Below are 22,473 nucleotides of genomic sequence, written 5' to 3'. Positions count from 1 at the left end.
TATGCGCTTACTTTTAGTAGAAGATGATTTGGAATTACAAAGTAATTTAAAAAAGCAGTTGATACTTGAAAACTATTCAGTAGATGTTGCAAGTGATGGTGAGTCAGGTTTATTCCAAGGTATGGAACATCCTTACGATGCGGCGATTATCGATATTGGTTTACCTATTATTGATGGCATTAGCGTGATTAAATCTTTGCGTGATAAACAATTTACCTTTCCCATAATTGTTTTAACAGCACGCGATAGTTGGCAAGACAAAGTCGCTGGTTTAGATGCCGGCGCAGACGACTATTTAACCAAACCATTTCACCCTGAAGAATTAACAGCACGTTTAAATGCACTTATTAGGCGTTCGGTAGGGCAAGCAAGCCCCGTAATAGAAAACGGACCTATTAGTATTAATACTAAAAGCATGTCGGTAAGTGTTGATAGTAGTGACGTAAGTTTAAGTAGCTACGAATACAAACTGCTTGAATATCTTATGATGCATATTAATGAGGTTAAATCGAAAACGGTTTTAACCGAACATATTTACGATCAAGACTTCGACTTAGATTCTAATGTGATTGAAGTATTTATTAGGCGTTTACGCAAAAAGCTTGATCCTGATGGTAAATATGGTTTTATTGAAACATTACGTGGCCAAGGTTATAAAATGAAAGCCTTAACGGATTAGTTGATTGTTATGACTTCAAATATACAGTCAAACCGAACGACTTTCTCCACCCTACCTGAGAAGTGAAAAATTGAAACTTTTCAATAAACTTTATTCGTTTAAACATTGGGTAACGCAATCCCTTAAAGTACGTTTAATGTTAAGTGCCATGTTTATGGTTGTAGTTATGTTACCCGTTATTGGTATTACGTTAAGTAATGCGTTTAACGATCAATTACAAAGTGCTTTAGAAAACGAATTGCGTGCATACAGCTACTCAATATTCTCTGTGGCTGAAGTTGAAGATAATCAACTAGTCATGCCAGAAATGTTACTTGAAAATCAATTTAACGTGATTCAATCAGGTCTTTACGCACAAATAAACAGCATACATCCAGATACTTTAAAAAGTAAAAAAGCTCAACTTAAACGAGTTTCAAAAAGTTTGTGGCAATCAGACTCCTTATTAGGTATTCACCTTAGCAATCATTTACCGTCACCTAAAATAGGCGATTTTGTATTTACTGAAATGTTGATAGAAAATGAGCCACATATGGCTTACAGCATTAGTGTAAGTTTTGGTGAATTAGATCAAGCTTTTCCAGTGACTTTACATATTTTTAAAAACCAAGCTGAATTTCTTGCAATTACCAACGGTTTTAAGCAACAGCTGTGGACATGGTTAATTTTACTGATTGTTATTTTTATTATTGCTCAGTTTATTTGGCTGAAATGGACATTAAAACCATTAAACACATTAACGGCTGAACTAGAAAAAGTTGAACAAGGAAAACAAAACGCCCTTGAAAAAGCTTATCCGTTAGAGCTTGAACAAGTGACCTCGCAGCTAAATACTTTATTGAGCACCGAACAAAATCAGCGCAAACGGTATCGAAATGCTTTGTCTGATTTAGCGCATAGTTTAAAAACACCCTTAGCTGTTATTCAAAGCCAACAGGCACTACCACAAGAAACTAAAGAGCAAATAACCAATATCAGTAACATGGTAGAGCATCAACTTAAAAGAGCGCAAAGTGCAGGAGAATCAGCTTGGCATTTAGGCGTTAATATTCAACAAACCACAGATAAACTTGTAAATACCCTAAATAAAATATATCGAGATAAGCAGCTAGATATATCCGTTAATATACAAAATAAAGCCTTATTTAAAGGTGATGAAGCTGACTTAATGGAAATACTAGGTAACTTACTCGATAACGCCTGCAAAGCCGCAAAGTCGCGTATTGATTTTGACGTAAGTTTTAATGCTCATTGTTTACGTTTTACCATCGCTGATGATGGGCAAGGTATTGAAGAGTCACAACGGAAAGCGATTTTAGAACGAGGAACGCGCGCTGATACTTACGATAAAGGTCACGGCATTGGTTTAGCCATAGTGCGAGACTTAGTGAGTAGTTATAATGGCGAGCTTACTATTCAAAACTCATCAGCCTTAGGTGGTGCATTATTTGTGATTACTTTTATTTAAATCTATTTTAGTGTTCAGGAAGCGTTCAGTTTACTTTAGCTAATATAGCGTATGTAATGTATTTTCCCTAAAGGACATAACAATGAAAAAATTAATTTTAGGTATCGGATTATTTTTTACTTTAACGTTTAGTTTATTAAGCACAACATTAAGTGCTAAAGAAGTATCGGCTGACACTGAATATAACCAAGCACAGCTAGCTCAAATGTTAGCACCTGTGGCACTATATCCTGACAGTTTATTAACGCATATTCTTATTGCATCTACTTACCCCATTGAAGTGGTTCAAGCGGATCGCTGGATCACAAAAAACAAAGATCTATCGGCATCTCAAATAGCAAATAAATTAGAAGGTGAAGACTGGGAGCCTTCGATAAAAGCATTAGTTATGTTTCCTCCAGTATTAAAGCGCTTAAGTGAAGATTTAAGCTGGACTCAGCAACTAGGCGATGCTTTTTTACAAAGCGAAGAAAGCGTTCTTCAAGCTATTCAAGATTTGCGTTACCAAGCACAAGAAGCGGGTAACTTAGACAAAATGGAAAACGTAAAAGTAAGTCGCGAAGATAAAGATATTATTATTCAACCTATTCAAAAAGAAGTGATTTACGTACCTTATTACGATACGCGATATGTTTACGGTAACTGGCATTGGTCATTAAACCCACCAATATATTGGGATTGGGGACATAGCGTAAGTTATTCGCATCGTAGACCTTTTGGCTGGCACAGTGGGATACATATTTCGTGGAACTATTTTTTTAGTGATTTTCACTGGAGTAACAGACATGTAGTTGTTATTAACCATAGAAATACGAGTCGCTATACACCGAAAAGAAGTATTGTTAGAAGTGGTTATGCTAATCGTTGGGTTCATAATCCACACCATAGAAGAGGTGTAAGTTACCGTAATAACGAAGTAAATAAACGTTATAGCACTAATCGTCCAGTTGTTCGTAAAACGGTAACTAAACACTACAACAGCCCTGAGCTTTATCCTCATAAAAAGGATTATAGAACTCACCAAAGTAGTAACAAACAAGTTGTTAAGTATAAAGATAAGAGTCATAAAGTTACCAAGCATGAAGCGTTACAAAATAAATTCAAAACGCGTAATATTTTACCAGCACATAAATCGGCAGCTGTTGTACATAAAAATACGGTAAAAAATCAGGTGGTAAATAAAGGTTCTGATCGGAGACAAAAGCAAGAACAACAAAAAGATGTTAAGCAAAAAAAAACATATAGTAAAAATAGAGAAACAGTAAGAAAAGAAAGTACCGTTCAACACAGAACAGAACGACCTGTGTTTAAAGAAACTCAGCCAAATCGAGTTGTAAAAAGAGAAACAACAGTAAAAATGCAATCTAAGCCTCAACGAACACAACGCACAGAAGTACGTAGATCACATTCAAGTTCAAGAAATTCAGGCCAATCATCACGTTCACGAGGCGGCCATCACGAACGTCGTTAGTCGAAAGAGTCAATAGCTAAAATAAAGCGGAATAACTTATTAAATTTAAATGATAAGTTATTCCGCTTTTTGTTTCTAATTATTGTAAAAATAGGTAATAAACCATTGAAGAGAGTTAATATTAATCATCAAATTGAGGCAATACAGAACTTCTACTGTGTTCAAAAACTAAAGAAGTTTCAACTGTTTGTACTTCGTCGCGCGAGGTGATTTCTTGGAAAACAAATTGCCTTAAATGCTCGCTATCGCTCACCGACATGTGTATATAATAATCGTAGTTACCCCCCATGTGATATAAGCTGATTATTTCAGGTAGCTGAAGTAAATCGTCACGGAGTTTGTTCACAATCTCTTCAGAATATGGCTGTAAACGAATAGCTGCTATCGCTTCTATATTACCACCAATGCTTTTAAGATTAACTTCGATAAATGAGCCTTTAATAATACCGCTTGATTTAAGCCGTTTTACACGCTCTAAACAGGTAGAAGGGGCAATACCAATTTTAGCGGCTAAGTCTTTATTATTAATGTCTGCATCGTTATACAGTAGGGTTAAAATACGTAAATCTATATCGTCTAGTTTTTTCAAAAATTATTTACCTCAGCAGCGGTTAACTAAAGCAACATAAATTACCTTAGTTAAATTAAGTGTTGTTTACTATACTTATTTAATACAGAAATTAAAGGGGAGGGTTGAGTTATATTGAATTATTTTCGTTAAAATTGATTTATACCGAATTTTTATTAGAAAACATAATAACTACAGCGGGGAATATATACTAAATAAGCGTGTGCGCTTTAATATAAGGAAATAAACGTTAAATTAATGGCTATATTCATTTATATTATAGTACTCAACAAATAACTTTATGAAATTATTAGTCTTTCGTAAATCAAGGTTTATAGCGTATGTTTGATACTATTTTAGCCCTTTTCCAGTACCCCTCAGATAATTTACTCATTGTTGGTAGCTTTAAACCGTGGTTGGTTGTTTTATCTGTTGCTATCGCTATTTTTTCTTCTTTTATGGGCATGCATGTAGCTTCGCATGCTACTAATAATCGCTCTGATTTTTGGCGTCAATTCATGTTGTTAATTGGCAGTATTGCTTTAGGCGGTGGTGTTTGGTCAATGCACTTTATTGGTATGATCGCCTTTCAGTTATGTACCCCTGTTAACTATCAGTTTCAATTAACGTTAATCTCTATGTTGCCTAGTGTTTTCGCTTCGTGGGTAACATTGAATATGATCACTCGGTCTAAAATAACATGGAGCCAATTAGCGGTTAGCGGTACTTTAGTGGGTTTAGGTATAGGTACCATGCACTATGTAGGTATGGCTGCTATGGAAATGTCATTATTACTACGATACGACCTACCTATGTTTGCTTTATCTATTGTTGTTGCTGCAGCTTTAGCTATGCTGTCTTTGTGGGTTTATACTCGATTACGCGATAGCCGATATAGCTATTTGGGGGATACTAAAATATCTCTTTTGGCGAGTATTGTTATGGGGTCTGCTATAGCTGGTATGCATTATACAGGTATGGCGGCAGCAAGATTTGTTCGCCCTGAAGGGTTTGAGCTTTCAAGTCAATCTTCCAGTATTTCAATGTATTTAGCTATTTTAGTTACTGTAGCTACACTGGTTATTACAGCGTTGGTTTTAGGCGCTAATATACTTTTAAAATACAAAGATATATCTGCAGCTATAAAAGATAGAGAAGTTAGATTAACAGCCATGATGGATACCGCGGCTGATGGGATCCTTACAATTGACTCACAAGGTAGAGTGATTAGTTCAAATAAAGCAATTGAGCGTTTACTCGGTTGGTCTAGTGAAGCGCTTATTGGTAAACATGTGTATGTTATAGCGCCAGAAATTTTTAAAGCTGAGCATGAAAACTACTTTGAGCGATTTATTGAAACCAAACAAGTAACAACCGTTGCTGTAGAAAGAGATATTGAAGCATTACATAAAGACGGCTCAACAATTGCTGTAAGGCTATCCATTGGACATGTAAAAATAGATAACGATGATTTTTTTATTGCCTTTGTAACGGATATACGCCAACGATTATCTTTAGAACGTCAACGACAAGAAAATGAAGAAAAATACCGTTCTCTTATTACTAACATTCCTGGCATAGCCTACCGTTGTGTAGTTACTGAAAAAAGACCGATGATATTTATTAGTGACGCTGTTGAACGTATTACAGGTTACCCTGCCAAGGACTTTACTTTACCTAACCCTGTCCGCTACTTTTCTGATTTAGTGTACCCAGAAGATATACCTGAAATTGAAAAAAAAATGGCGCTTAAAAAAAATAACTTCGATTTAGAATTTCGTATAACGGATCGCTTTGGGTCTATAAAATGGTTGATAGGGCAAGGTAGCCATATACAAAGCCCATCAAAAGAAGAACATTGGTTAGACGGTTTTATTATGGATATTACTGATCGTAAAAAAATGGAAGAAGAGTTAGTTAACCAGAAAAATAGAGCAGAAGAAGCGGTAGCAGCTAGAACATCATTTTTGGCCAATATGAGTCATGAAATTCGCACCCCAATGAATGCAATTATTGGCTTTAGCGACATAATGTTAGATGAAGCAAAAGATACATCAGACACTAAGCATTTAAAAAGCATTAATCAATCTGCTAAGTCTCTACTCCATTTACTGAATGACATTTTAGACAGTGCCAAAATGGACAAGGGTAAATTTGAACTCGAATTTAGAGACTTTTCACTCATTGAAGAGATAGATACAGTCGTATCAACTTTATGGTTAGAAGCAAGACATAAAGGCTTAGCACTATCACTTGATATATCGCCGCAACTTGTTCCTATTTACCACGGTGCGTCAGACAGAATACGACAAGTGCTAACCAATTTAATTGGTAATGCTGTTAAATTTACAGCAAAAGGACAAGTCACCTTATGTGTAAAACCACGTGAAGATAATACAGTTGAATTTTCGATAACAGATACAGGCATTGGAATGTCTCCTGAGCAGCTTAATAAAGTATTCGATGCCTTTTCTCAAGCTGATGCTTCTATGAGTCGTATTTATGGCGGCACTGGGTTAGGTACTACAATAAGTAAGCAACTAGTCGAGCTTATGGGAGGAACACTTTCAGCGACAAGTGAAAAAAATAAAGGTTCTACATTTACCTTTGTTATTCCTCTAAAGGCATCAGCAAATAAAGTGCTAATTAAACCTAGTACAAAAATTCAGTTACCCCCACTAAATATTTTAGTTGTTGATGATATTGTGCAAAACATTGAATTACTAACAAGGCTACTGCAGCGTGATGGCCATAGTGTGAATTCTGCTTTAGATGGAAAACAAGCTCTACAAATGATGGAAGCAGAGGAATTTGATGCTGTGTTAATGGATATTCAAATGCCCGTTATGGACGGCTTAGCTACGGCAAGAGCTAGAAGAATATATGAAACGAGTAATAACATTCCAAATATTCCCATCATTGCTTTAACTGCTAGCGTACTTGAAGATGATAGACGCGCAGCTAAAAATGCAGGTATGAATGGTTTTGCAAGCAAACCTGTCGATATTGATATAGTTTATATAGAGTTAGCCCATTCATTAGGAATTAAGCTTGAACAACCTGAGATAAATAACGTAAACGAAGTATCTCCTTCAGCATTAATTGATTATGAAAAAGGGAAGGTATTATGGGGAACCCAACAAAGACTAATTCAAGAGCTTAGCTTATTTGTTAAAAATTATGGTGATATTACTCAACAATTAATAAACTTATGTAAAAATAAACAATGGAAAAAGTTAGCCGAAGAAGGCCATAAACTTAAAGGCTTAAGTGGCAATTTAGCGTTAACTAAGTTACATCGACTTTTTTCAGGTATTGAGCAATCGGCGAATAATAAAGACGAAAAATCATGTATTGTATGTATTGATGATATTGATGCTACATTAATAAGTTTGAAAGAATTTATTACCAATAAACCAAACGACGAGAACATTACACTAGTACAAAATAAACTTGTGAAGTTAACCGAACAAGAGTGGCAGAACTTACTCTATGAGCTTGAAAAAATGATTGAACGTCAAGGTTTTGATGAAGCCTTACTCAACACTTTAAATGACGTAGCTTACTCATCGATACAAGAATTAAGTCAAAAGTTAATACTCGCGGTGAACGACTTTGAATATGAAAGTGCAAAAAGTCTAATACAGGAACTAATTACCCTAGTAAAAAAAGATGGAGCTGTTAATGAGAAATGAGAAAGAGCATCAGTATAAAGTATTAGTAGTAGATGATGAGCCTACTAATTTACGAGTACTTCAACAAATTCTTCAAGACAGTTATAGATTATCTTTTGCTAAAAACGGTGAAGACGCGCTGAAATTTGCAGAAAAAGAACAGCCTGATCTTATTTTGCTTGATGTTATGATGCCTGGGATGACAGGTTTTGAAGTGTGCTCTACGCTTAAAAATATTGATAAAACAAAGTCTATACCTATTATTTTTGTTACTGCTTTGAACGACGATACAGATGAAGCTAAAGGTTTTGAAGTAGGAGCGGTTGATTATATAACCAAACCCGTTTCACCGGCAGTAGTTAGAGCGCGTGTAAAAACACATTTGTCGTTAGTGCAGGCAGAAGAATTAAGACGAACTAGGTTGCAAATCATTCAACGTTTAGGTCGGGCTGCTGAGTACAAAGATAATGAAACGGGCATGCATGTTATGCGCATGAGTCATTATTCTCAAGTAATTGCTTTAGCTTACGGATTATCTAAAGCTCACTCTGAAAACATTCTTAATGCGGCTCCTATGCATGATATAGGTAAAATAGGCATTGCTGATAGTATAATGCTCAAGCCAGGAAAACTCACAGATGAAGAGTTTTCTATTATGAAAACACACCCTCAAATAGGAGCTGAAATTTTAGGTGAAACTGATTCTGAATTATTAAGTTTAGCTAAAATAGTGTCGTTAACTCATCATGAAAAATGGGATGGTACAGGTTACCCTAATCAATTAAAAGGTGAAGAAATACCTATTGAAGGACGTATTGTTGCTTTAGCTGATGTGTTTGATGCCCTTACAAGTAAGCGCCCATATAAAGAGGCTTGGACCGTAGAAAAAACCATGGATTATATTCGTAATCAAAGCGGTAAACACTTTGATCCAGAACTTGTTATTGTTATAGAAAATGAGCTTGATAAAATATTAAGTATTAAAGAAAAATGGCTTGATGAATAAAGTGAGTTTATTGTGAATTATTATAAGGAGAGACGGAGCATTATAAAGTGATATAAAAAAGTATTCACGAGCAAAATGAAACTCTCCATTTTACTCGTGAGTAAGCGCAGATTAAATGTTAACTTTCAGAAGTTTCATTTGATCTTGCTTCTCTTTTTCTTTACGGCGCTCTTTCATTTTAGCACGAAACTCTTGCTTCTTTTCTTTAATTAATGTTTGTAGTTCTTCGTGGCTATCAATGTATGATTTCATTGCTGTTTTACGCGCTTCATACTTGGCTTTTAATTCAGCTTTTTTAGCCTTTAACCCTTCACTATCTCCAGCTTCTTTCATCGCTTTCAATTCAGTACGTGTTGTTTCGCGTTCAATTTTTTGAAGGTCAATTTCGCCTTGTGTAATATCACCTTGCGCTAGCATATAGTTGTTAACTATCTCACTAATGTGATGCTTGCCTTTATGATGATGTTTCATTTTATGACCGTGTTTAAATGCTGATTTTTTAACGTCGGTCGCTGTGCTGTCAGTATTAAATGCGTTTACTGTAAATCCTGTTGTAAGAGCTAAAATCGCTGCGATTGAAATTAATTTAATTTTCATAAAACACCTTTCTATATTGTATTTGTTTGTGGAATTAAGTCTTAGGTTGTTTGCTGCTTTCATAACTATTAACGTAAATAAAATATAAAAGGTTGCATATTGAGCAAATAATTAAAAGTCGATCGTTAACGTTTTCCATTATTTTATTTAACCTCAACTCGGGTTAATGAATGTTAGAATGAATTAAAACCCTTCTTTATCAAAACTTAATCTGTATCGTTATTTTCTTAAGCTATATTAATCTCTCAACATTGATATTTTTGTGTGTAACAAGGCGGATTTTTCTATCTAATAGCTGGCTATTAGTAACAAATTCAACGAAGTTAGGCATAAAAATAGCTTGTTGAGTAACATGGCTTATCCCGATCTGAGGTTATTTAATACATAAAAAATAAGTGTCACTTATTTTCATTGATAACATTACCTATTAACTCAAACGTATATACGGCTAAATACAGTGAAATTAATAGGTGTCAACATGGAAAAAAAGATTGTAATGCGCAATGTTATTACGGTATTGGTATTTATATTATCATTATCTAAAACATCATTAGCAAATGACAACGCGATAGATTTAAGTCAATGGCAGTTAAATTGGAGTGATGAATTTAATTATCCTAATAAGCAATTAGACCGTAATTGGATATCTCAAAATGGACCTACAGAAAACGCATGGGTGCTAAGTAGTCGCTGGCGAGATAACGCTATTGTAAAAGACGGTGTTTTGCATTTAATGAGTAAAAAAGAAAGTCGTGGCGGACAAGAATGGACAACAGGAAATGTTTGGTCAAAACGTGCATTTCATTATGGTTATTTTGAAGCTCGTTATAAATACGCTGGCGCTTACGGTACCAATAACTCTTTTTGGTTTTGGCCTAAACAAGGGGTTAGCGAAGGTGAAAAAGCCTGTGAAGTGGATATTAATGAAGGCCACTACCCTAATATAATGAATACCAATGTTCATAATTGGACTGATACTTATACCTTGCCTAATGGCCGTGTTAGTCACTCAGATAATCAATTGCACCATACTTTAATTGGTCAACCAGATCACACAATTGTTTTAGCAAAACCTATAAAAACTAAAAGAATTCGTTTACGTTCACAAAATCCAGCATCTATTCATATTAATGAGTTTAGAGTCTTTGCTCCTTCTGCCTCAGGTTACCCTGAAGCTTTTGATGAAGAGCAAGTAAAAACATTAACAAACCATGCTTTAGCCAAAGATATGACCTTAGCTACTAACGGTATATATAAGCGATTAGTGTCTGAAGAAAAATATGCTATTGATGATCGCATAGACACTCGCTGGGTATCTGATAAGCATGGCGATAAATTTATAGAGCTTAACTGGAATGCAGAAAAAAACATAGGAGCGGTGCAATTTATCAATGGCTGGTTACAAGAGTCGGGTCCATCTAAAGGTTTATACCGTAATTTGATCAGTGATTATGTAATTGAATATCACAATGGTAATGAATGGGTTGAAATTGCTAATTATGATTCTGCAAATGTTGCCGACTTTTCAGAGGAATATCATACTTATGGTATAGCTTGGGATGAAGATTATTTTAAATTCTATTTTGATGGAAAACTTTATCACACTATGCGTAACGATGTTTGTTTCAGTGAAACGACTATGTTATTTAGCTTAGCTATTTTAAAAGCCGCTATTGCTGGCCCTGTTACTGATGATATTGATGGTACGAGTATGGCGATTGATTGGGTGCGTTATTACACCAAAAAACCTTAGTGTCCTAATTATATTTCACGATGGAAGTACTTTTTTTAACAATATATTAGGATGTAAACGATGAATATCATTGATCTAAGTGTCATTTTACTATTCACCTTGTTAGTTGTTGGTTGTGGTTTAAGCTTTTCAAGCTCAGGTAAAAATATGAAAAGCTTTTTTTCTGCTGGTGGAGCACTGCCTTGGTGGATGAGCGGCTTATCGTTATTTATGAGCTTCTTCTCGGCAGGCACTTTTGTTGTTTGGGGCTCAATTGCTTATAAACATGGTTGGGTGGCTGTCACTATTCAATGGACCATGTGTATTGCTGGCCTCATTATTGGCTTTTATATTGCGCCTAAATGGCAAAAAACGAGAGTATTAACTGCTGCTGAGTTTATTAAAGATCGATTGGGTATCAAGGTACAAAAAGTATATACCTATATATTTTTAGCCATAGCGAGTTTTTCAACAGGTGCTTTTTTGTACCCAGTGGCTAAGATTGTGGAAGTTTCTACCGGATTATCAATTGAATATACAATTGTTGCACTAGGTTTGCTCATTTTATTGTATACCGCTATTGGTGGATTATGGGCTGTAATTGTTACCGATATTTTACAGTTTGTAGTGTTAACGGCTGCCGTGTTAATCGTTGTTCCGTTATCGTTAGATAAAATAGGCGGCATTAGTAATTTTATTGATAAAGCACCTGAAGGTTTTTTCAACCTGACGAATAGCGAATACTCGTGGAGCTTTATTGTTGCATTTGGTTTATACAACCTATTTTTTATTGCGGGAAACTGGGCTTATATTCAACGTTTTACTAGTGTTTCTAAGCCTAAAGACGCTAAAAAAGTGGGTTGGTTGTTTGGCGGTTTATACTTAATTAGCCCTGTAATTTGGATGATTGCACCAATGATTTATCGTGCGTTAAATCCTGAATTAGCAGGCTTTGAAAATGAAGGCGCTTACTTATTAATGAGTAAAGAAGTATTGCCTATTGGAATGTTAGGTCTAATGTTAGGGGCGATGATCTTTGCTACCTCTAGTTCTATAAATACCTCATTAAATATTGCCGCAGGTGTTATTACTAATGATATTTTTAAGCGCTTCAAACCTGATGCATCTCAAAAAACATTAGTTAAAGTAGGGCGTATTGCTACAGGGGTATTAGGTGTTGTTACTATTGTTGTAGCCCTATTAGTCCCTTACATGGGAGGCGTGGTTGAGGTTGTAATGACTATGGCAGCATTAACCGGTGGAGCACTGTTTTTACCACCCATTTGGTTATTGTTCTCACGCTATCAAACAGGTACGAGCATTTTAACCACAACTATAGTGTCATTAGCCGTGAATGGCTTCTTTAAATTTGTCAGCCCTACATTATTATCATTATCGTTAGATCGTGCTCAAGAAATGATGTTAGGTGTTGGTTTACCTATGGTTATTTTAGCTGTTTTTGAACTTATTTTACGTGCTCGTAAAAAACAAGCTCCATTGTATCAAGCCTATATTGAAGCAACAGAAGTGAGAACCGCAGCTGCGGAATTCGTTTCAAATGAACAACATCAATCAGATAATGCTAAAGGTATTAAAGTGATTGGTTTTGGGATCACGGCAATTGGCGCAATTATGTTATCACTAGCGATTATAGCTGATAAAGGACAACTAGTTGTTGCGATCATGGGGGCTATTATTTTGGCATTGGGGGCAATAATCTTTTATGTTTGCCGTGAAAAGCCAATTTCAATTGATCAACAAAATACCGATCAAATTATTTAAAAAATTAAATTAAATTGAATTCTTAGAGGATTTTATGAAGAGTAAATATGACACCGAAGGTTTTCCTTGGCACTTGCCCCCAACTCGGCCTGAACGTGATTTAAGTCAAGCAATGGAGCGCCTTTACAGTAAATACCCAACGCCTAGGCCAGAAGATAACCCGTTATTTACGAGCTTTAAATATACTGAAATTGAAGGCTTTGATTACGGTGATAGAGATGGAAAAATTTCACGTCGTGATCCTTCAAAAATCATCTGTGAAAATGGCCGTTATTATATTTGGTATACCAAGCGCGACACTATTTCACCTCCACAAGGAGCTGATCTATGTACTGATGAAATACCATCAATGGATTGGGATTTAAGTGAAGTGTGGTATGCAACAAGTGAAGATGGCTTTACTTGGCAAGAACAAGGTGTTGCAGTGCCTCGCCCTAAAAAACCAGCATTAGGATGGCGAGCGGTTTGCACACCAGACATTTTAATATGGAAAGGGAAGTATTATTTATATTACCAAGCGTTTGAAGAAGCCAGTGGAACTAAGGGAGACAATTGTCCAGTAACTGTGTCTTATGCTGATTCGCCAGACGGACCTTGGACACCATGTGGCCATATCGTTGTTGGTAATGGACCTGAAGGCGATTGGGATCAGTATTCAGTTCATGGGCCATATCCTATGGTAGTAAACGATCAAATTTATGTTTATTACAAAGCGGCTTTAGGCGTTCGACCTGATTACCTGGTGGGTAATGGATTAGCTATTGCTGATGATCCTCTTGGGCCATATACCAAGCATCCATTAAATCCAATACTCAACTCTGGTCATGAAACCACTATGTTTCGTTTTGGTAAAGGCATTGCTGCTTTTGCTATTCGTAATGGAATTGAGGCGAACACCATTCAATATTCTGAAGACGGTGTAAATTTTGATATAGCAGCGGTTACATCGTTAATGCCAGTGGGAGCTGGCCCTTATATACCTGATATTTTTACTAGTGAAGGTGAAGGACAAGGCTTTACTTGGGGTCTATCTCATTTTTGTGATCATAAAGCTGTTAAGAATAAATTTAGCTTTTTAGGGCGTTTTGATTGTGATTTACAGAACAAAATGCCACGTTCAAAAGTAGCGAATAATACTGATGTTATTCATGATCCTAGTGTATTCTTTGCGCAAGGCTTAAGTGAAGAAATTCGTCAACAACGAAGTCAAGAAGCACAGCGTATCGCTCTAAAAAGTAAAAATAGCTAACACTTATTTTGTTATTGTAGGAGCTAGTTCCTATATTTATCGTATGTACTTATGGTGTAATTTGAGCTTTAAATTACACCATTATCTTCGAGTTAAATTTGAAGGGGGAAACTCTTTAACAAAATATTCTTAATAAATTTATAAGCTTAACCTTTATTGTAACGGATAAAATAAAGTTGAAGATTAACGGTAATATAAAGATTAACTTTTATTCTTCGCTATGATGAGAGACGTACAGATAATAGAACATAATGATAAAAAGCTCATAGAGCTTACTAAGTCTGGTGAAATTGAAGCTTACTCCGTGTTAGTACAACGCTACGGTTCTTCGGTGCGTGCGTGTTTACGATCGCGACTCAGTAACTCTCATGAAGCTGAAGATCTAGCGCAAGAAACCTTTATTCTTGCCTACGATAAGTTGAATGACTTTAATTATGATGCTTCTTTTAAAGGTTGGCTTAGAAGTATTGCAATTAATTTGCTACGCAATCATCAACGTAAGCTAAAAGCTTTAGCTATAGGGGGAAGCGCAGAATTAGAGTTATTAATAGATCAGCAAGTTGAACAGCATCTTAATCAAAATAACGAATCGGAATTATTAGAATATTTACATCTTTGTTTAAATGCACTCGATCATAAAATGCGTACGTTATTAACTGAACATTACACCTTAGGATTTTCATTGGCTGAACTTTGCCGTAAATATGAGGATCGTCATTCTGCTATGACCATGCGTATGTATAGACTAAGACAAAAACTTAAAAATTGTGTCGAAAATAAGATGAAGGATTAAGTGATGAGTAACCATTATCAATTGTCGTCAGCGCAAGAAAAACTCATAGCGGCATACTTAGCTGGAGAAAATGTTGCTGAAGAATTGTTAACAGCTTGCCAAAAAGATCCGATGCTTTTAGAAGAAGTGAGCAAGTTAGTTATTAACGATCGATTATTAAGTTTTGAACTTGAACAGTTAAGTCAAAAACAACAATTCACTCACAGTGTCATGTCACGTATTAACTTGCGATCTAAACCAGATATTACGCCTACTGTTAATAAAAATTTATTAGCAGGTAACGCTTCTAGAAATTGGTTTGGTAAACCATGGGCAATGGCGGCTAGTATTGCTTTTTTAGTAGGAACATTATTTATTTCTAGCTATATTAATTCTCAATCTGATTTTGCATTAGTGACTAAAATAGCAGCGGTTTCGCCTACAGAACAAGTTTTACAATTAGGTAGAAACCTTGGCCGTGGAGAGATTGAACTTAGCGAAGGCTATAGTGAAATTAAATTAAATAATGGTGTGGTTTTGGTACTGGAAGCGCCTATCAGGCTTGATTTAAAATCAGTTAATCAAGTTATTTTACAACAAGGAAAATTAGTTGCTCGTGTACCCCAAAAAGCTATTGGTTTTCGTATTGATACACCAAGTGCTGAAATTATCGACTTAGGAACTGAGTTTGGTGTTGAAGTTAGCCAAAATGGTGAGTCGCAAGTTCATGTTATCGAAGGTGAAGTAAAGGCGCGAGCAGATAACCTACAAAGCTATCAACATGTCAGAAAAAACCAAGCATTATCGTTTAATTTAAAAAATGAAATGGTCAGTATCAAAAATGAAACAGGTGAGTTCATGCGAGTACTACCAGGAGAGTCAGTGTATAACCCCGACTTTTTGCATTGGTCTTTTGATGATAAAAATGGCGATAATTACTCTTCTATTGGTAAAGGTATAGACGGTAAACATTACTTAGCTGTTGATAAGTCTTCTAATATGGAAAAAATAGCAGAAGTTGACGGTAAATTTGGGCAAGCATTGAGTTTTGACGGAAAAACAAATTGGCTTACAACTGACTTTCCCGGTATAGGAAGTGATGATCCCCGTACGGTGGCTTTTTGGGTGAAAGTACCAAACGATTTTTCAGTTGATGAAGCTTACGGCATTGTTAGTTGGGGTTTACATAAAGATTATGCCGCTTGGCAAATATCTCCTAACCCCGAAACGGTTGATGGTCCACTAGGTCGGTTACGTATTGGTACTTTTCAAGCTCAGGTGGTTGGTTCTACGGATTTACGTGACGGGCAATGGCATCATATCGCGGTTGTATTATACGGTGGCGAACAATCAGATATTTCCACACACGTTTTATTATATGTTGATGGAAAATTAGAAAAAACACAGAAAAAATCTATAGCTAAAATTAACACAACATTAAATGACCCTTTATCTCGTTCATTAAGTCTTGGAAGGGATATTGGTTATATCAACCACTCAAAAGGCTTGAATAAAAATCATTTTAGGGGCAGTGTCGATGAATTATTTATTGTTGAAGCAGCTCTAGAGCCAAAACAGATAAAACAGTTGATGCTAAAAAATAAGTTTAATTAAAACTCACTTAAAAAATAGTGTCACTTTTATTGTTTACTTACATCTTTAGTAAACTCTATTAAAAGGTATACTATTTTGTGAAGTATTTTAATCCATCAAAAGTAACGTTTGCTGTCGCTAGCGCAGCTATATTATCTTTATTAGCCGCTTGTAATTCCGAGGTGAATAATTCTGCACCTGTAAATATAAAACCTACAAAAAGTGTTATGGTCGCTGACTTTGAACCAGCTCAATTAACTACCTTGGTACAGCCATTTTATGCTGGAATATCATTGAATAAAAACGCGTTAAATAGTCAGGCGTTAAAAATAAAATTTTCTACTCAGCATGCTTCATCAGGTATCGAACTTAAACCTGAAAAACCATGGGTAACGTCTCATCTAGGTAATAATGCTTTTATGTTTGCAGCAAAGAATACCAGTGAATCATCTATCATGCTAAGTGTGAATATTACCGGTGAAAATAATAAAACTCAGCGACGTACTGTTGCCGTAGATAAAGACGAAACAATTACGCTTTATTTTGAATTAAAAGGTTTTGAATTAGATCACGATACAGGCTTACGCGACACGCCTCCTGCTTTTAAAACAACCGCTCGAAAAATGCCTATACGTGGTAGTAAAGAGATCATTGATTTTTCTCAAGTACATGCGATTAAAATCTATACTGAAACACAAATAAAGCCCACCGAAATTGTTATTGATAACTTACGTTTTGAAACAACGCCAACACCTAATAAAAACTATGTAACTCATATTGTTGATAAGTTTGGCCAGCGTGCTGATATTGATTTTGATCTAAAGGTTAAATCAACAGCAGAGCTTAAAGCTTATGCTGATAAAGAATTGATCGCGCTAAAAAACTCAAAAGGCTGGCCTGATCGCAGTCAATTTGGTGGCTGGAAAGAAGGTCCTCGTTTTGATGCTACAGGTTACTTTCGTACCCAAAAAGTAGCAAATAAATGGGCGTTAATAGATCCTGAGGGCTATTTATATTTTTCTAGTGGTATTGCTAATTCACGTATGTCGAACACCTCTACATTTACAGGGATTGATTATAAAGATGACTCGGTACGCTACATTGACCCTAATGATGTAACACCAGAAGATTCACAAGGTATTAGTGGTAACTATCGTCAAGCTCAAAAAACGAGTTATGTTGCCAATCAACAGCGGAGAAATATGTTTGAGTGGTTGCCTGATTACGACAACGAGCTAGCTAATCATTACGGGTATCGTCGAAAAGCGCATAAAGGGCCAATGGAACACGGTGAGGTTTATAGCTTCTACCAAGCAAATTTAGAACGACGATATGGTGAAACCACTGAACAGTCTTATCTGAAAAACTGGCATGACACAACGTTAGATCGCATGGTTGACTGGGGTTTTACCTCTTTTGGTAACTGGACAGATCCTATGTTCTACGACAATAAAAAAATGCCTTACTTTGCTAATGGCTGGATCATAGGTGAATTCAAAACATTAAGTTCAGGGTTTGATATATGGGGTAAAATGCCTGATGTGTTTGATCCTGAATTTGTTCGTCGTGCTCACATTACCACGCAAGTTATTGCACAAGAAATTAAAGATAGCCCTTGGTGTGTTGGAATATTTATTGATAACGAACAAAGTTGGGGAGGAGAAGGACCGCCTATTCGTCGTTACGGTATTGTTTTTGATGCTTTATCAAAAAATGCAAAAAAAAGCCCAAGCAAAGCGGTTTTTGTAAAAATGCTTAAGCAGAAATATGAAAATATACATGCATTGAATATTGTATGGGGTAAAAATCTAGCCTCATGGGAGCAGTTATCAGAAGGCGTTAATTATAAAAAAGATGATGGCTACAGCGACGAAATGCTAGTGGATCTTGGTTGGTTACTTCAAACTTATGCTGACGAATACTTCAAAGTTGTTAAAAATGCAATTAAAGACGTATTACCTAATCATATGTATATGGGAGCGCGTTTTACTACGTGGGGAACCGCACCAGAAGCACTTAAAGCCGCTAAAAAGTATGCAGATGTGGTGAGTTATAATTACTACAGAGAAGGACTTGATGAAATGACTTGGTCTTTCTTAAAAGAGCTAGATGCTCCGGTAATTATTGGCGAATATCATATTGGTTCCACCGATGTAGGTCATCCTAATCCCGGAATTATCCATGCGCCTAATCAAAAAGTACGTGCTGACATGTATCGTGACTATATGAACACCGCTATTGATAACCCTTATGTTATTGGTGCGCATTGGTTTCAGTATATTGACTCGCCATTAACAGGGCGGGCACATGACGGTGAAAATTATAATGTCGGTTTTGTTACTACGACTGATATTCCGTTTCCGTATATGGTGTCTGCAGCAAAAGATATTCATACAAAGTTATATCGTCGACGCTATGGCGATATTAAATAATAGCTTTGTTAAAGTAGGATTGAGAAAGAGATATACCCGTTACCAATCAATATGCATATTTTTGCATCTTGAATGATAACGGGTTTTTATGCTTTTCTATTTATTTCTTCTCAAGAGGTAGAATAAGCTCTTTAAGGTGAAAGAAGTTGTTATAACCAGTCTATTCATTATTGGGGATGCGGATATTGATGACGTTCCCTTTCTTGGTTGTCATCCCACCTTTTAAAGAACTTTTCTTTACGGTGGCGGTCATGCATGTCATTTGCTTTTTTATCTCTATATTTACTTCGTTTTTCGTTGAGTTGTTGCTTTAATTCATCATTATTATTAATGTATTCTTCGAGTTTTTTACGTTCAATATAATGTTCTGCTTTTATTTCCATTAAACGAGCTTTAAACGCTTCTCTATCACCTTCTTGTTTTAGTGTTTTTAATTCTTCACGTTGTAGATTACGCTTACGTTTTTTCTCTTTAACTTCTTCAACAGTAATGTCTCCTTTTTTTATCATATAATCTGAAATAATATCGTTACTATACATATGAATACGATGACCATACTTAGCCTCTTTTGTGGCTATTTCCATTGTAACATTGTCCATGTCTTCAGCAGCTATTAATGTAAATGCGATGCTAAATAATACAAAGGTTAATAAGCATAATACATAGTAGTTATTTTTTATTTGGCTGTTTTTCATATTAATACTCACTTACGTTACTAAACACGTGTCGTGTTATTTTCGGGTACTAAATGCGCTGAATTTTTTTGTTGTGCTTGCATTTTTTCAAGGTCTACTGTTATTTCAAACTCACGTTCTTCAGCATAATGATAAAGGGTTGCCATTATACTTATTGGTTGTTCTATCCCTTTGTTTTTATTTACACGAATAGGCAGAGATAGCGTGTTGGTTCCTGCTTTTAAATCTACAGGCCAGCTTAAGTCTTGAATGTTATCGTAACCTTCTAAAGCAATTTGTTGCGGTAAAACAAGATTTAAATCGGCATCGTACATATCTTCAGGCGCGTTAATAACTAATACGACTTCGGTTGTAAAATACTCTGGTGCTGCATCTGCAATTAAAGGCGCTTGTTCAGGAGAAGTATTAAATATGTTCCATGCACCAAATACCGAAATAGCTAACACGGATGCAGCAATAAATCCTCGTAAAAAACCACTATCGTTTTTAGCTGGCTTGTTGGTATCTATATTATTGCGGGCTGAATTAACCACATGACTTAGCATGGCAGAAGCTTCACTTTCGCTAAATTCAGGCGCTTGTATTTGCGACATTTTTTTCAAGTATAAATGCTGCGTTTGCAATGCTTTTTCACAAGCTTCGCAAGTTTTTATATGTGTTGTTAATTGGCTATCTAAACCTGACGTGAAATCAGCTAGGTTAAGTGTTTCAATCGTATTATTAACACGTTTACAATTCATAATTTTATCCTCTGTTAATAATGACGAACGTTAAGTTCAGAAGGTTGCAAACTAATATTTTGTCTTAATATACCCCGTGCACGATGTAAGCTGGATTTTAATGTACCTAATGGAGTATCCATGATGTTAGCCAGCTCAGGAAGGGTATACCCGTTAATGTCGTGTAAAGTGACTAAGGCACGTTGATCAGCTGATAGTTGATTCATGGCTTGGAAAATTTCTTTGTTTTGATCGCTTCGGTGATGATTATCGACATGACGAAATAAAGGTTGTATTTTTTCGTCATCAATATCTTCTAAATTTGGTTGACGTTGATTTTTACGATATAAATCGATGAATCTGTTATATAAACAGCGCATAAGCCAAGGCTTGAGTTTATCAACTTTTCGCAATTCAGCTTGTTTGGTAAATAAATATTCAAGCAAGTCTTGCAATAAATCTTCAGCATCATGTTTTGTGCCAGTGTATTGATAAGCCACTTTAAACAAATTACTCATGTGCGGAAATATTATCGCTTCAAACGATTGCTCTTTTTCTTTTATGCCTAAAAAAGACAAAACTTTACTCATAAAATAAGCTAATCCAATATGTTTTTAACCATCTATACTACTATTAACGAAGTAACATGCAGAAAGGTTGCATCCTTTTAACTGTATATGATCTTTACAAATAGTGCTAACGTATGACATATTATGTCTCGCTGTTACTATTATTTATTTTATTTAAGGGAACTATGGCACTTTCAACTATTCAAAACTTTTTAAAACAAGAAGCCTCTAGCGGCATTATACTTATGTTTGCTGCTGTTTTTGCTATGATTTTAGCAAACTCTCCATGGGCAAATTACTACGATTTACTACTTGATGTACCTGTTGCTATTGCTGTTGGCAGCTTTGAAATAGCAAAACCTCTATTATTATGGATAAACGATGGCCTTATGGCATTGTTTTTCTTTTTAGTAGGATTGGAGCTTAAACGCGAATTTTTAGAGGGTAACTTATCTGAACCTAGCCAAGTGGCGTTGCCTGCTATAGCGGCTGTTGGTGGAATGGTTGCCCCTGCGCTTTTTTATGTCGCACTAAACTATAACGATCCTGCTGCAATAAATGGTTGGGCAATTCCTACAGCAACTGATATTGCTTTTGCTTTAGGTATATTAGCCATTATTGGCAGTAAAGTACCATTACAGTTAAAAGTGTTTTTAACATCTCTCGCTATTTTTGATGATTTGGGCGCAATTATTATTATTGCTTTATTTTATACCGAACAACTATCTGTACTTTCATTAGTGGTTTCAGCGATTGTTATTTCTATTTTATTTGTTTTAAACCGAAAAGGTGTAACAAGTACATCTCCCTATATTTTCCTCGGTATTGTACTTTGGGTGGCCGTACTTAAATCGGGTGTACATGCAACATTAGCAGGTGTTGTTTTAGCCTTTTTTATTCCTATCAAAGGGGAAGAAGGAGAACCGTCACCATTAAAGTCTTTAGAGCATAATTTACATTCAACCGTCGCTTTTATTGTGTTACCTATTTTTGCTTTCGCGAATGCGGGTATTAACTTTACTGGAATTGGTATCGACCAAATTGTTGCACCTGTACCATTAGGTATTATTGCAGGGCTATTACTAGGTAAACAGTTAGGTGTATTTGGTTTTTGTTTTATCGCAATAAAATTAGGTTTAGCTAAATTACCTGAAAATGTTAACTGGCAACTCTTGTATGGCGTAGCATTACTTTGTGGTGTCGGTTTTACCATGAGTTTATTTATTGGCTCTTTAGCGTTTGAACAATCTGTCAATTCTTCATTATTTCAAGACCGATTAGGTATTGTTATTGGTTCACTAATTTCTGGAGTACTAGGCTATTTTGTTATTAGGAATGGTTTAAATAAACAAAAATAACCAAAGTATTTTAGGTTGGTAATATTAAATCGGCGATGCATCTATCGCCGATTTTTGTTAGAGTGACGCAAAAATAGCGTTTGTCTTACCGTAGAACTTTTTGTACATG

General features: G+C 35.6%; 17 protein-coding genes. 12 read left to right on the top strand and 5 right to left on the bottom strand.

Features of this window, described 5'->3' with window-relative positions:
- Position 1 precedes the first annotated feature (1 nt).
- The 3 genes from AC0L5Q_RS07135 to AC0L5Q_RS07125 all read left to right on the top strand — a co-directional run bounded on the left by AC0L5Q_RS07135 (position 2) and on the right by AC0L5Q_RS07125 (position 3,618).
- Entirely contained in the window at positions 2-679 is a 678-nt protein-coding gene (locus AC0L5Q_RS07135; RefSeq protein WP_473616460.1) for a response regulator transcription factor, read from the top strand.
- A gap of 70 nt (positions 680-749) precedes the next feature.
- Positions 750-2,147: an ATP-binding protein gene (locus tag AC0L5Q_RS07130; RefSeq protein ID WP_473616457.1), complete on the top strand. Its 1,398-nt coding sequence runs from the start codon at positions 750-752 to the stop codon at positions 2,145-2,147.
- 82 nt (positions 2,148-2,229) lie between these two features.
- Positions 2,230-3,618: a DUF3300 domain-containing protein gene (locus AC0L5Q_RS07125; protein ID WP_473616453.1), complete on the top strand. Its 1,389-nt coding sequence runs from the start codon at positions 2,230-2,232 to the stop codon at positions 3,616-3,618.
- Positions 3,619-3,739: 121 nt separating this feature from the next.
- Here the strand turns inward: AC0L5Q_RS07125 and AC0L5Q_RS07120 are convergent, their stop codons facing one another.
- Entirely contained in the window at positions 3,740-4,207 is a 468-nt protein-coding gene (locus AC0L5Q_RS07120; RefSeq protein WP_076421007.1) for an Lrp/AsnC family transcriptional regulator, read from the bottom strand.
- Positions 4,208-4,527: 320 nt separating this feature from the next.
- Here AC0L5Q_RS07120 and AC0L5Q_RS07115 point away from each other — a divergent pair, with 320 nt between their 5' ends.
- Both AC0L5Q_RS07115 and AC0L5Q_RS07110 read left to right on the top strand, forming a co-directional pair.
- A complete protein-coding gene (locus AC0L5Q_RS07115) occupies positions 4,528-7,881 on the top strand; it encodes an MHYT domain-containing protein (RefSeq protein WP_473616446.1) in 3,354 nt (1,117 codons plus the stop codon).
- The gene (locus AC0L5Q_RS07110; protein WP_473616441.1) at positions 7,871-8,866 is read left to right on the top strand and encodes a response regulator; all 996 of its coding nucleotides are present in this window, start codon (positions 7,871-7,873) and stop codon (positions 8,864-8,866) included. The genes AC0L5Q_RS07115 and AC0L5Q_RS07110 overlap by 11 nt, the downstream gene beginning before the upstream one ends.
- Positions 8,867-8,977: 111 nt before the next feature.
- Here AC0L5Q_RS07110 and AC0L5Q_RS07105 read toward each other — a convergent pair whose 3' ends face one another.
- Positions 8,978-9,463: a hypothetical protein gene (locus AC0L5Q_RS07105; RefSeq protein ID WP_473616438.1), complete on the bottom strand. Its 486-nt coding sequence runs from the start codon at positions 9,461-9,463 to the stop codon at positions 8,978-8,980.
- Positions 9,464-9,941: 478 nt separating this feature from the next.
- Here AC0L5Q_RS07105 and AC0L5Q_RS07100 point away from each other — a divergent pair, with 478 nt between their 5' ends.
- The 6 genes from AC0L5Q_RS07100 (at position 9,942) to AC0L5Q_RS07075 (ending at position 19,023) form a co-directional block, all read left to right on the top strand.
- Entirely contained in the window at positions 9,942-11,216 is a 1,275-nt protein-coding gene (locus AC0L5Q_RS07100; RefSeq protein ID WP_473616434.1) for a family 16 glycosylhydrolase, read from the top strand.
- Between the two features lie 60 nt (positions 11,217-11,276).
- Entirely contained in the window at positions 11,277-12,977 is a 1,701-nt protein-coding gene (locus AC0L5Q_RS07095) for a sodium:solute symporter family protein (RefSeq protein WP_473616431.1), read from the top strand.
- 34 nt (positions 12,978-13,011) lie between these two features.
- Positions 13,012-14,226: a glycoside hydrolase family 117 protein gene (locus AC0L5Q_RS07090; RefSeq protein WP_473616427.1), complete on the top strand. Its 1,215-nt coding sequence runs from the start codon at positions 13,012-13,014 to the stop codon at positions 14,224-14,226.
- Between the two features lie 220 nt (positions 14,227-14,446).
- Entirely contained in the window at positions 14,447-15,019 is a 573-nt protein-coding gene (locus AC0L5Q_RS07085; RefSeq protein ID WP_473616423.1) for an RNA polymerase sigma factor, read from the top strand.
- Positions 15,020-15,022: 3 nt separating this feature from the next.
- On the top strand, positions 15,023-16,612 hold the full coding sequence (locus AC0L5Q_RS07080; RefSeq protein ID WP_473616419.1) for a LamG-like jellyroll fold domain-containing protein: 1,590 nt from the start codon (positions 15,023-15,025) through the stop codon (positions 16,610-16,612).
- A 77-nt stretch (positions 16,613-16,689) separates the two neighbouring features.
- Positions 16,690-19,023 carry an agarase gene (locus AC0L5Q_RS07075; protein ID WP_473616416.1) on the top strand — a complete coding sequence of 778 codons (2,334 nt, stop codon included), beginning with the start codon at positions 16,690-16,692 and terminating at the stop codon, positions 19,021-19,023.
- A gap of 167 nt (positions 19,024-19,190) precedes the next feature.
- Here AC0L5Q_RS07075 and AC0L5Q_RS07070 read toward each other — a convergent pair whose 3' ends face one another.
- From AC0L5Q_RS07070 to AC0L5Q_RS07060, 3 genes are read right to left on the bottom strand one after another with little or no spacing between them, the layout of a single operon-like run.
- The gene (locus tag AC0L5Q_RS07070) at positions 19,191-19,718 is read right to left on the bottom strand and encodes a hypothetical protein (RefSeq protein ID WP_473616412.1); all 528 of its coding nucleotides are present in this window, start codon (positions 19,716-19,718) and stop codon (positions 19,191-19,193) included.
- Positions 19,719-19,738: 20 nt separating this feature from the next.
- The gene (locus tag AC0L5Q_RS07065) at positions 19,739-20,458 is read right to left on the bottom strand and encodes a hypothetical protein (protein ID WP_473616408.1); all 720 of its coding nucleotides are present in this window, start codon (positions 20,456-20,458) and stop codon (positions 19,739-19,741) included.
- Between the two features lie 14 nt (positions 20,459-20,472).
- Positions 20,473-21,027, bottom strand: coding sequence for an RNA polymerase sigma factor (locus tag AC0L5Q_RS07060; protein WP_473616404.1), 555 nt, complete (start codon positions 21,025-21,027; stop codon positions 20,473-20,475).
- Positions 21,028-21,191: 164 nt separating this feature from the next.
- Between AC0L5Q_RS07060 and nhaA the strand changes: the two genes are divergently transcribed.
- Complete coding sequence (gene nhaA / locus AC0L5Q_RS07055) at positions 21,192-22,364, top strand: Na+/H+ antiporter NhaA (protein WP_473616401.1); 1,173 nt, start codon at positions 21,192-21,194, stop codon at positions 22,362-22,364.
- Positions 22,365-22,473 lie beyond the last annotated feature (109 nt).

The organism is Pseudocolwellia sp. G5-9, assembly GCF_055808995.1.
The sequence above is the reverse complement of the archived record's forward strand: the minus strand, read 5'-3'. Positions and strand labels throughout refer to the sequence as shown.